Genomic DNA, 11461 nt, shown 5'->3' with positions numbered 1-11461 from the left:
GAGTGAGTCCTTTATATTGGATTTGGATGGATTACTGCCTCCAACCCATTATAAAGGATTTTTTTGTGGAAAAGATTAATTAGAGAGTATTCAGAATTCAACAACAAGAGATATTATTTTAACGCGACACTAGTGTTCTCGTGTGTATAAATATTTTCAACGTTATGAAATTCAGACTATTAGAATAGTCGAAAGTAATGTATGATAAGAACAATCTATAAGAGTAAAGGAGCACACATCCATGTTTCATTCCATTAAAACGAAAATGATTTTTCTTGTCGTCGTGCTAGTTGCATGCGGAGTTTTGACCATGACGGGTATTAGTAGCTGGCTAGTCAAGGAACGGACAGAGGAAAACCTCACAGAATCGAGCAGTACGCTGCTAGCTGAAATGAGTGCTTCCATTGAAGCGGATTTGCAGCAATACAGTAAAGGGTTAGAGTTGCTGACCAATTCGTCGGACTATACGAATGCGACCGCCACAAAAGGCGAAGCAGAAGTTGCTAAAGCACTCAATAATACGTTAGAAACGTACCCTGACGTATCTAGTACTTATCTTAGCTTTGCGACTAAAGAAACAATCATTCGCCCTTACGTAGATTTGACAGAATTCGATCCAACAGGACGTGAATGGTATCAAAATGCCGTGACAGAAACGGAACAAGTGCATTGGACCAAACCGTATATTGACGAAGCGACAGGTAATTTCGTCATTAGTGCTTCAAAAGCCGTGATGAACGGCAACGAACTAGTGGGTGTAGCTGGAATTGATATTCAGTTATCGACCATGTCTGAAGGTATCTCAGCGACCGCTATCCCCCATGGCGGTTATGCATTCATTCTCGATTCTGAAGGAACAGCTATCGCCCACCCTTCACTTGTTGGAGAGAATGTCATGGATCGTGACTATGTAGCTGGAATGTACAAAGAGTCAGCTGGTCATCATACGTTCGAGCAAGATGGTGTCAAAAAGGTCGATATGTTCACGACGATTCCGAATTTTGACTGGAAACTTGGTGTTATCTATGATCAGAAAAATATGCAATCCCTCGCAACAGGTTTACGAAACGTCATGATGATAGCGGCTGTTGTGACATTGGCAATACTTGCAATCATTCTATTCATTTTCATCAGTCGAGTACTGAAGCCAATTTTCCGTTTACAAGAGACCGTGCAACAAGTTGCAGACGGCGACTTGACGGTTAGGGCTAACATCCATTCTTCTGATGAAATTGGCGATCTCGCTACAGGTTTTGATCAGATGCTCAACCAAATGAACGGTTTGATTACGACCGTCACGCATTCCGCTTCCAATGTACTTGCTAGCTCACAAAACTTGAGTGCAGTATCCGAAGAAACGAATGCGACCAGCGAAGAAATTGCAAGTGCTTTAGCTGAAATCACTAGAGGGGCTGTACAGTCTGCGGAAAATGCGGAAACGGTGACTACTCGTGCGGAGTTATTAAATCAGCAAATTCAAGAAGCCAATGATACCGCGAGCGAAATGGCAAGCTTGGCAACAGAAGCTGTAACCTATAACGCAGAGGGCCGCGCACAGATGAGTATATTAAGCTCTTCGTTCAATAACTGGAATCAAGATTTACAACAAATGGGCGGCATGATCGGATCATTGGAAGACAAAGTAAAAGCGATCAGTTCCGTTATTGACGCCATCACAACGATCTCTTCCCAGACCAATCTACTCGCGTTAAACGCGAGTATTGAAGCAGCGAGGGCCGGTGAACACGGGAAAGGCTTCGCTGTAGTAGCAAATGAAGTCCGTCAATTAGCGGAACAGTCTGCGAGATCAGCGGAACAAGTACGTTCAACAATCCAGGAACTGCAAAACGGCACGCAGCATGTCATCGAGCAGATGGACAATACGCGTAATACATTTGAACGCCAAAGCACCGTCGTACAAGACACAGAAGGCATTTTCGAAAGTATTTCTAGTTTCATTGGCGATATGCAATCCCGGATCAATCAAGTCACTACCGCTCTGCAAGAAATGGACGTTCATAAAAATGATGTGTCCGAGCAAATTCAAATTTTATTGTCGACGACAGAAGCATCGGCAGCTGCTTGCGAAGAAGTGAATGCTTCTTCTGATGAACAGCTCCACGCAATCGGCTCAGTTGCCGAAGCGGCTGAAACCTTGACGCAGTTGAGTGAAGACTTGAGTTATGCTGTAGAACGATTCAAAATCTAACAAGATCCGCCTCTCCTTTTCGAAGGATTGGCGGATTTTTTTATAAAAGCCAAGGCACTCTGAGAATCTTTGCATAGAATAAGGGTAGTTCCACATTTGGAGGTGAAATCAATATGGGAGAATCAGTTAAAGGATCTGGTTACGGTGGCGGTTATGATGGAGGCTTCGGCTTTTCAATGATCGTTGTGCTGTTTATCTTATTGATCATTGTCGGTGCAGGATTTATGGGTTACGGTTGCTAATTACTTAAAAAAAATGGAGGTGGAGACATGTTTGGATTCGGTGGATATGGACACGGTGGCGGCGGCCACGGAGGACATGGAGGACATGGCTGTGAGTCTGGTGGATCATACGGCTCATGCGGTTCTTACGGTAACGGATTCGCATTGATTGTCGTACTATTTATCTTACTCATTATTGTAGGCGCCGCTTGCCTATAAGACGTTAAAAAGAAACCTGTCGATTTTTCGACAGGTTTCTTCATTTTTCTTTATAAATCAATGAACATATAGGAAATTTAGCCGATATCAAGTTAGGCACAATATATCATCACACATCTATGAAGGAGCTGAACACCACGTGTTACGGTCAATCAAGACAAAGATTATCTTAACCGCTATCACTGTATTCATTCTAGGTATTGCATTAATGACTTGGATGACCAATGATCAAGCGAACAAACACTCCATGGCCAATGCCATTGATTCAAGTAATGCGATCATCAATGAAATGAGTTTCGGAGTTTATCAATTTATGGACAAGTATGAAAAAGGATTGGCATTGTTGGCGACAACCGATGCAATCACTGAATTTACCGGAGAAAACGGGAAAGAAGTATCTGTTACAGAAATAGAGGAACGTCTACAAGCTTTCTTGTCTATGTATCCAAGTGCAGATGCGGTCTATTATTCATTGACATCCAAATATACTGTCATCAAACCGGATGATGATTTAACGGATTACGATCCAACGACGAGAAACTGGTATAAACTAGCACAAGAACATCCAGACGATGTGCAATGGACAGAGCCGTATTTGGATGATACAACCAATCAGTTTGTCATCACGGCTTCCAAAGCCATCATCAGGGATGGTACGTTTATCGGTGCTCTTGGACTTGATATTGAACTGAGTGCATTGACAGACGAAATAGCGAGCCGTGATATCGGATATAACGGCTATTCTGTGCTGCTCGATGATCAAGGACTGGCTATCGTTCACCCTTCCAAAACAGGAACGGATGTTACAAACGAAGCACATTTCAAAAAAATGTATGACGCGGACAGTGGCGTCATCGAATATACCGATGATCAAGGGATCGACAAGCGCAATATCTATACGACGATTCCTAACTTTAACTGGAAGGTTGGCGCAGTCTATGAAGAACGCGATTTAAGTGCGATGGCACAGTCATTACGTAACTCTATGTTACTCATTGCACTCCTGACGTTGATTCTCACATTCGTCGGTCTATTTATTACCATCAGCCGTATGTTGAAGCCACTCGATACAGTCAAAGATTTGATGGCCGAAGTATCTGGCGGAGATCTGACAGTACGTTCAGATAATCAGAGTACAGATGAAATCGGTGAACTGAGTCGTGACTTCAATCATATGGTGCAAAATATGAACGACATCATCACAGTCGTCCATACATCAGCAGACCATGTCCGATCGAATTCCGAAAGCTTAAGTGCCGTATCAGAAGAAACGAGTGCTTCGAGCAATGAAGTCGCAATGGCTGTCGGAGAAATTGCACAAGGCGCCGCAAAATCTGCCGAAGACGCAGAAACCGCTACAGAACGTACTGACCTTCTCGGAGAGGAAATCAATGAAATTCGAGAAAAAGCAGAAGTCATGCTGGATATTGCGAGACAAACTGGCATTCAAAACTCCAATGGCCAACAACAAATGCATGCATTAAAGACTTCGTTTGCAACTACCGGTAAAACGCTAGAAGAGATGTCCAACGACATTGATTCACTCGGTGGAAGAGTACAAGCAATCGGTAGTGTCATGGAAACGATCATGAATATTTCCAAACAAACCAATCTCTTGGCACTAAACGCAAGCATTGAAGCGGCTAGAGCAGGCGAACACGGCAAAGGCTTTGCAGTCGTAGCAGAAGAAGTCCGCACTCTTGCCGAACAATCCGCCCGTGCAACAGACGATGTCAAAGTAACTATAGAAGAATTACAAAAAGAATCATCCATCGTCTCTGAACAAATGCAACAAACGATCAACACATTCCGCGACCAAGGCGTAGTCGTCGGAGATACGGAAAATACGTTTGAAGAACTCTCTTCACTGATGGACACGATGCAAGAATCGATCCATACCGTATCAAATGAAATCCAGTTAATCGTCACACATAAAGACGACGTGTCCTTAACCGTTCAAACCATGTCCGCCACATCCCAAGAAACCGCAGCGGCTTGTGAAGAAGTGAGCGCATCATCAGAAGAACAACTCCGCGCGATCCAATCGGTTACAGATGCAGCTGAAACATTGACTGAACTGAGCGAGAAACTATCAGAGGTCATTGCACAATTTAAAATGTAATTTTTTAGAGATGATCCCCGTCATGTTTGTGACGAGGGTCTTCTTTTTTGTTTGTGCGCTCATAGTTTTGGTGCGAGCGCTCTATTAGGCATGGGATTCGCTCATAGTTGTTGGGTGGCCGCTCTATTGGACTTGGTATCCGCTCATAGCTGTCGCGTGACCGCTCTATTGGACTTGGTATCCGCTCATAAACAACGCGTGGCCACTCCATCAGACACGATATCACACCCGCTCATAGTCACCGCGTAACCGCTCTATCAAACGCGGCATACGCTCATACTCAACGTCCGAGCGCTCTATCCAACACGATATCTGCTCATACTCAACACGCAAACGCTCTATCCAACACGACACCCGCTCATACTCAACACGTAACCGCTCTATCCAACACGACATCCGCACATACCCAACGCGCATCCGCTCTATAAAACGCGACATCCGCTCATACTCAACACGCAAACGCTCTATCCAACACGGTATCCGCTCATACACACCTCACAACCACTCTATCCAACATAATATCCGCTCATTCCCACCCCGAAAACGCTCTATCAACCAAAACATCCGCTCATTCCCCACCACCCCAATCCCCAAATCCACCCTTTTCCACCCATTAAAAACAATCAAATCCACCCAACTTCCACCAATCAAACCACATCCTTTCCCCTATCAAAAGCACCCGCTTTTCCCAAATAAAACGACAACAGAACGATTCGATATCTCCTTCAAAACTTTCTATTATATACATACCCAGGGAATACAAAGTGTCGTGCACGACCTGAAGAGGTCGCTTTTATGGAAATCAGTAAGAATGAAAACTTTGAAGTCGTAATGGAACAATACGAACCGATGATCTCAGCCATCATTAGAAAATTACACATCTACCGTGATTTCGACAACTTCCGTCAAACGGGACGCTTCGCACTTTACCAAGCATGGACGCGATTTGACGAAACAAAAGGACACTTCACTCCCTTTGCCTACCGCTCCATCTACGGTGCCATGCTTGATGACCTAAAAAAAGAAAGCAGATTCAGCGAAGTCAATACATCCGTCGAAACCGAAACCTTGGAAAACCTAACACATAACGACTTCGCCGAAGACCCAAACAGCGAACTACACGAAATCCTCACCGCTCTCCCAACAAATGAACGCGAATTACTAATCAAACTATACGTAGAAAACAAAACCCAAGCTGAATGCGCTACCCACTTCGGCATATCCATTTCAGGAGTCAAAAAACGTCGAGAAAAACTACTGAAGAAACTAAAAGATCAACTGACAGCAAAACGAAACGTAGAGATCTAAAAAAGCAAGGGCCGCCCTAATGGGTAGCTCTTGCTTTCGTTTGCTCTATTGAACTTGTCTTTGTCTCTAGTCTTTAAAAATAATTTTATGTTCGAAAACGATTCCAGTTGAACGTAAGTAGTAGGCGAGGCCTCACTACTCACCCCTTCCACTTCCGAAACCCACGACGCTGCGCAAAACGCGCACAAGACGAACAGACCTTAATCTTCTTATCATTCGGCAAATAATATCCCTGATAAACAGACGTCCGCTTCTTACAATATTCACACTTCGGCTTAAAGAAATCAAACAACATACTCTTCCCTCCTGACCGCTGACGAACACAATTCCCAACCAAACGATTCATAATTACACTGATTATACCACCCCGCCAACCAAAACAGTGAATATTTCACAAAACCATTCGACAGAAAAAGCGCTCCTCCAAAGAGGAACGCTATGTATAATTCTATTTACTCATCCGATATTTCATAATTCCCACGCTTATGATTCTTTCGGATCAAATACGTCTTATATCCTTTCCTTACACCGAGCGCCATCTGCGTGAACCTGGCCGACAATCCATTCTTCAACATGCACGCCCGCTGGTATCTTGTCTGAAATACTGAATAGCTGCAGTTCACAGTGAAGACATTCCCATCACGGAATATCACTTTTGTATGTTTTTTATCGAATGGCAAAAACGTTAGGATGTGTGACAATGAAAACCACACGCATTCATTACTAGAAGGCGAATTACTTGGGAAAAAGTACATATCCAATCGCTCATTGACCATCACGGGCGTCATATGGATTTTGCCCATCAACGCCTTACCACCATCGATCCCACCACGCAAACTTGTCCCATAAAACTGCATACTCAAATCCACTATCTCAGTTGGACTTTTATCCACCCGTATAAAATCACCGTCTTTCAATAACACCGCACATAACTTTCCCTCATCATCATAATACGGATATACCAGACTCGTCCCCGGTGAAATCACTGACTTTGTTTCTTCGTCCATGCCCCATTATCCTCCTCTTTTATAGAAACTTCTTTCGATTAGTAGAATAAAGGGGTATACTTACGATATGTTGGTATACACCAGCTATTAAATCCTCGAGTCTGTCTCCCACGACATGAAGCACTCGGGGATTTTCTCTATCCACTAGGTGACGCATTACGATCTCACCTCCTTTCAGATCCTTACGTTAACGCACAAAAAACAGGCCAATAAATAGAGCTTTAGTTATCGACCTGCACTCATTCATTTTTAAAGATAGTAAGCGTTTACATGATGTACCTCATACAAAATACCTGTCTTAAGGATTAGTATATAGTACTATAATGATTTCGTCTACCTTCTTTTCCATTATTCTGATTTTATTGTTGAACCTCTATATAATATGGCAGATTCTGTATGTAGATCAGGCATTTTGTAGAAGCATTGCGTTTAGCGAATGAAGTGAATTAAAATACAATTTGAGACATTATGCGATTGTTGAAGAGCACTAAGGAGGATATTCATATGGTTAAAGATAAAATATTGCTGATCACAGGGGCTGCACAAGGAATAGGATTCGAAATATCCAAAGCATTTGCAGAAGCTGGTGCCATCGTCGTATTGACCGATGTGAATGAAGAAAAGGTAAAAGAAGCGGCTGTCACGTTAGGTGGCAGCGCAATCGGCTTGAAATGCGACGTCACGAAAGAAGAAGATATTCAGCAAGCAATCGATGAAGCAATCGCTCGCTTCGGTAGAATCGACATCCTCATTAACAACGCAGGTTTGCAGCATGTCTCAAAGCTCGAAGACTTCCCTACTGCACGATTTGAACTGTTAGTAAAAGTAATGCTCACTGCCCCGTTCATCGCGACGAAGCTCGTGTTGCCGCATATGAAAAAACAGCAATTCGGTCGGATCTTAAATATGGCGTCTATTAACGGGCTCGTCGGATTTGCGGGCAAAGCCGCGTATAACTCGTCTAAACACGGCGTGATCGGATTGACGAAAGTCGCTGCACTCGAGACAGCAGCTGACGGCATAACCGTGAACGCAATCTGCCCAGGATATGTGGATACACCGCTCGTGCGCAATCAGTTTGAAGACTTAGCGGAAGTTCGTGGTGTGCCGCTTGAATCTGTACTAGAGGAAATTATCTATCCCCTAGTGCCACAGAAACGTTTGTTGGACGTGAAAGAAGTCGCGGATCTTGCGCTATATCTTTCAAGTGATAGCGCGAAAGGGATTACCGGCCAAGCCGTTGTGCTCGACGGTGGATATACCGTGCAATAGGGTCTAAATAAATATTTCGTGAATGAATACTAGCCAATAACCACCAAAAAAGTTCTCAACCGACGTCTAGTCGAGTTGAGAACTTTTTTCTTACAAAACACTAAGCTCCGAATCTTTCGTATCACTAATAAACATACAACCCGGAGAATGCGTGATCATAATGGACGGCTTACTCTGCATCGCTACCGCTTGCGGCGTCACACCGCACGCCCAGAACACCGGAATCTCGCCTTCATTAATTGTAACGGCATCTCCAAAGTCCGGTGCGGAAATATCGTCAATTCCAATCAAACTCGGATCCCCAAGATGAATCGGTGCCCCATGAACGTCAGGGAAACGCGTCGTAATTTGAATTGCTCGAATCGCGTCTTGCGCCTTCATCGGTCGCATGCTGACGACGGTCGGCCCTTCGAAAATACCGGACTTCGTGCATGCAATATTCGTCTCATACATCGGAACATTGCGATTTTCTTCGATATGCCGAATAGGAATTCCGCCCGCCAGTAACGGTGCTTCAAATGTGAAACTGCAGCCGATTAAAAAGCCCACCATATCATCTTCCCAGTAGTCCGTGATATCGTTCACTTCTTCGGTCAACACGCCATCTCTATAAATACGGTAACTCGGTAGTTCACTGCGAATGTCTGCACCTTCAGCAAGCTTAGCCGGACGATATGAACCCGGCTCTGTCACATCTAGTAACGGACAAGACTTCGGATTACGCTGGCAAAACAGCAGGAAATCAAGTGCATGCTCCTGTTTTAAGATGACCAAATTCGCTTGCGTAAAGCCCGTCGCCATCCCAGACGTCTGCCCCGTAATGACTTGCTCTCGGATCAACTTCCGAACTTCTTGCGCTTTCATGGAACGATATGCTTCCATCAATAAAACCTCCTATAGATTAGTCAAAGAGTAATGGAATCTGTTCGATCAACGTGATGACACTCAACACGCCCATTACGACGACAACGACCACGCCGCCAATCGTAAGCCATAGTGGATGCTTGTATTCACCGACAATATTCTTCTTATACGCCGCAACGAGCAACGTACCTAGCGCTAGTGGCAGAATCAACGCATTCAATGCCCCTACTAATAAAAGAATCGTAACCGGCTTTCCAACGAATGCGAAAGTTGACGTCGAGACGATGATGAATAAAATAATAATCCAGTTGTGATATTTTTCGATGAGTGGGTGGAATGATCGGATGAATGAAACCGACGTATACGCTGCACCGACAACTGACGTAATCGCTGCTACCCACATGATGACACCGAACAATCTCAACCCAAGTTCTCCTGCACCCAGCTGGAAAACAGATGCTGGAGGATTGTCTGGATCAATCTGCAACCCTTGTGAAACGATTCCGAGAACTGCCAGGAATAATGCCACTCGGATAATTCCCGTAACGACAATACCTGTAACGGAACTTCTCGTGACTAATGGAACGGAATCAATACCTTTAATTCCTGCATCTAATAAACGGTGTCCACCTGCGAACGTAATATACCCACCGACTGTACCTCCGACCAACGTAACGATCGCGAAGAAGCTGATTTCAGAAGGATTAAACGTTCGGACGATCGCCTCTCCAACTGGCGGAGACGTTTTGAAAGCGACGAATACGACCAAAATAATCATGATCACACCCGCAACGGCAACGACCTTGTCCATCACCTTACCTGCTTCTTTTACCATGAAAATCAAAATCGCAAAGACCGCACTGATGACCGCACCCATAATCGGATCGATTCCAACCATCGCGTTAAGCCCTAAACCTGCACCTGCGACGTTTCCTATATTGAACGCAAGACCTCCGGCGACAATGAGGAAGGCGAGAACGAAACCTAGACCCGGCAACACCTTATTGGCAATTTCCTGTCCACGTAATCCAGAAACCGCGATCACTCGCCAAATATTCATTTGAGCAAAGACATCTAGAATTAAAGAAATTAAAATAACGAAACCGAAACTTGCTGCCAGTTGCTCAGTAAATACAGTTGTCTGTGTTAAGAAACCTGGTCCAACAGACGAGGTGGCCATCAGGAAAGCGGCGCCTAGTAAGACGCCACGAGTTATTTTTTTCTGTTCCTGCTCATGAGTCAATCCTAACTTCTCATTTTTCATACCGAATCCTCCCGATCAGCAATAGCCGTCACAGTAATTTCCTCACCGTTCAGCCGGTCTGTAATATATTTCGCGAACTCGACTGCATGTTCTCCATCTCCATGAATACAGATCGTATCTGCGCGAAGAGCGACATCCGTCCCTTGTTGCGAACGTACTTTTCCTTCTTTGACCATCATAATAACTTGCGCTGCAGACTGTTCTTGATCAGTAATCATCGCATCATCTTGTGAACGAGAAGTGAGCATGCCGTTTGATTGATACGTACGATCGGCAAATACTTCATGCGCCGTCACGAGTCCAATCGCTTCCCCCGCTTTCGACAATTCACTATCCGCAAGAGCGAACAGCACAAGTGAAGGTGAGACATCATAAACCGCTTTTGCGATCGCTTCTGCAATTCCTTTATCTCTTGACGCCATCTGATACAGCGCGCCATGCGGCTTCACATGCTGCATCGGTTCTTGATGTACAGCGAGGAACGCCTGCAGGGCCCCGATTTGATAAACGACCATGTCATACGCCTCTTCGGGAGTAATGTTCATATCTCTACGCCCGAATCCAACTAAATCAGGCAACCCCGGATGTGCGCCGATTCGTACTCCGTTATCGATCGCAAGTTGTACCGTCTCCCGCATCACGGAAGGATCCCCTGCGTGGAATCCGCACGCTATATTGGCAGAGGTTACATATTTCAATATCTCTTTTTGTTCCCCTAATGTATAGCGACCAAAGCTTTCTCCTAAATCACTATTCAAATCTACTTTTACCATGTGTATGACCCCCTTTATTTTTTAAAATGAATCAAACCCATCAAAATCCGGATGATTCATCTAATTTACCGACATGAAGTAAGCGTTTGCATATCGCTTAGTTTCGAAATTCGAAACCAAGGTTTTGAACTTGAAACTTAGTCTATCATAAAATTCTTTTGTTGAATAGACTGTTGTCGAAATATGGTGAGTATTTTTACTA

The 11461-nt window shown here is 44.3% G+C and carries 9 protein-coding genes and 1 pseudogene; 6 read left to right on the top strand and 4 right to left on the bottom strand.

What is annotated here, in order from left to right; translation table 11 throughout:
- The first annotated feature begins 241 nt into the window (after window positions 1-241).
- The 5 genes and pseudogenes from CSV80_RS15820 to CSV80_RS15800 all read left to right on the top strand — a co-directional run bounded on the left by CSV80_RS15820 (window position 242) and on the right by CSV80_RS15800 (window position 6079).
- Window positions 242-2209, top strand: a complete 1968-nt coding sequence (locus CSV80_RS15820) for a methyl-accepting chemotaxis protein (protein ID WP_099671574.1) — start codon at window positions 242-244, stop codon at window positions 2207-2209.
- A gap of 113 nt (window positions 2210-2322) precedes the next feature.
- Entirely contained in the window at window positions 2323-2451 is a 129-nt protein-coding gene (locus tag CSV80_RS15815) for a YjcZ family sporulation protein (RefSeq protein ID WP_083035222.1), read from the top strand.
- A 120-nt stretch (window positions 2452-2571) separates the two neighbouring features.
- Window positions 2572-2649, top strand: a pseudogene (locus tag CSV80_RS17940) (YjcZ family sporulation protein); the annotation flags it as partial.
- 139 nt (window positions 2650-2788) lie between these two features.
- Entirely contained in the window at window positions 2789-4771 is a 1983-nt protein-coding gene (locus CSV80_RS15805) for a methyl-accepting chemotaxis protein (RefSeq protein ID WP_099671572.1), read from the top strand.
- 795 nt (window positions 4772-5566) lie between these two features.
- The gene (locus CSV80_RS15800; RefSeq protein ID WP_099671571.1) at window positions 5567-6079 is read left to right on the top strand and encodes a sigma-70 family RNA polymerase sigma factor; all 513 of its coding nucleotides are present in this window, start codon (window positions 5567-5569) and stop codon (window positions 6077-6079) included.
- Between the two features lie 452 nt (window positions 6080-6531).
- Here CSV80_RS15800 and CSV80_RS15795 read toward each other — a convergent pair whose 3' ends face one another.
- Window positions 6532-7086, bottom strand: coding sequence for a competence protein ComK (locus CSV80_RS15795; protein ID WP_051210420.1), 555 nt, complete (start codon window positions 7084-7086; stop codon window positions 6532-6534).
- 504 nt (window positions 7087-7590) lie between these two features.
- Between CSV80_RS15795 and CSV80_RS15790 the strand changes: the two genes are divergently transcribed.
- Complete coding sequence (locus CSV80_RS15790; RefSeq protein ID WP_099671570.1) at window positions 7591-8358, top strand: 3-hydroxybutyrate dehydrogenase; 768 nt, start codon at window positions 7591-7593, stop codon at window positions 8356-8358.
- Window positions 8359-8448: 90 nt separating this feature from the next.
- Here the strand turns inward: CSV80_RS15790 and CSV80_RS15785 are convergent, their stop codons facing one another.
- From CSV80_RS15785 to CSV80_RS15775, 3 genes are read right to left on the bottom strand one after another with little or no spacing between them, the layout of a single operon-like run.
- Window positions 8449-9240, bottom strand: a complete 792-nt coding sequence (locus CSV80_RS15785; protein ID WP_099671569.1) for a putative hydro-lyase — start codon at window positions 9238-9240, stop codon at window positions 8449-8451.
- 19 nt (window positions 9241-9259) lie between these two features.
- A complete protein-coding gene (locus tag CSV80_RS15780; RefSeq protein WP_099671568.1) occupies window positions 9260-10486 on the bottom strand; it encodes an NRAMP family divalent metal transporter in 1227 nt (408 codons plus the stop codon).
- Window positions 10483-11259 (bottom strand): LamB/YcsF family protein, encoded by a 777-nt coding sequence (locus CSV80_RS15775; RefSeq protein ID WP_099671567.1) that lies wholly within the window; start codon window positions 11257-11259, stop codon window positions 10483-10485. Before CSV80_RS15775 ends, CSV80_RS15780 begins: the two co-directional genes overlap by 4 nt.
- Between the last annotated feature and the right edge of the window lie 202 nt (window positions 11260-11461).

It is taken from the genome of Sporosarcina sp. P12(2017) (genome assembly GCF_002743035.1).
GTDB lineage: Bacteria > Bacillota > Bacilli > Bacillales_A > Planococcaceae > Sporosarcina > Sporosarcina ureae.
This window is presented reverse-complemented; position numbering and strand designations above follow the sequence as displayed.

What these genes read in the sequence shown, in the direction of transcription:
- CSV80_RS15820 (WP_099671574.1), top strand. Translation starts at nt 242, where the DNA reads ATGTTTCATTCCATTAAAACGAAAATGATTTTTCTTGTCGTCGTGCTA.
- CSV80_RS15815 (WP_083035222.1), top strand. Translation starts at nt 2,323, where the DNA reads ATGGGAGAATCAGTTAAAGGATCTGGTTACGGTGGCGGTTATGATGGA.
- CSV80_RS15800 (WP_099671571.1), top strand. Translation starts at nt 5,567, where the DNA reads ATGGAAATCAGTAAGAATGAAAACTTTGAAGTCGTAATGGAACAATAC.
- CSV80_RS15795 (WP_051210420.1), bottom strand. Translation starts at nt 7,086, where the DNA reads ATGGACGAAGAAACAAAGTCAGTGATTTCACCGGGGACGAGTCTGGTA.
- CSV80_RS15790 (WP_099671570.1), top strand. Translation starts at nt 7,591, where the DNA reads ATGGTTAAAGATAAAATATTGCTGATCACAGGGGCTGCACAAGGAATA.
- CSV80_RS15785 (WP_099671569.1), bottom strand. Translation starts at nt 9,240, where the DNA reads ATGGAAGCATATCGTTCCATGAAAGCGCAAGAAGTTCGGAAGTTGATC.
- CSV80_RS15780 (WP_099671568.1), bottom strand. Translation starts at nt 10,486, where the DNA reads ATGAAAAATGAGAAGTTAGGATTGACTCATGAGCAGGAACAGAAAAAA.
- CSV80_RS15775 (WP_099671567.1), bottom strand. Translation starts at nt 11,259, where the DNA reads ATGGTAAAAGTAGATTTGAATAGTGATTTAGGAGAAAGCTTTGGTCGC.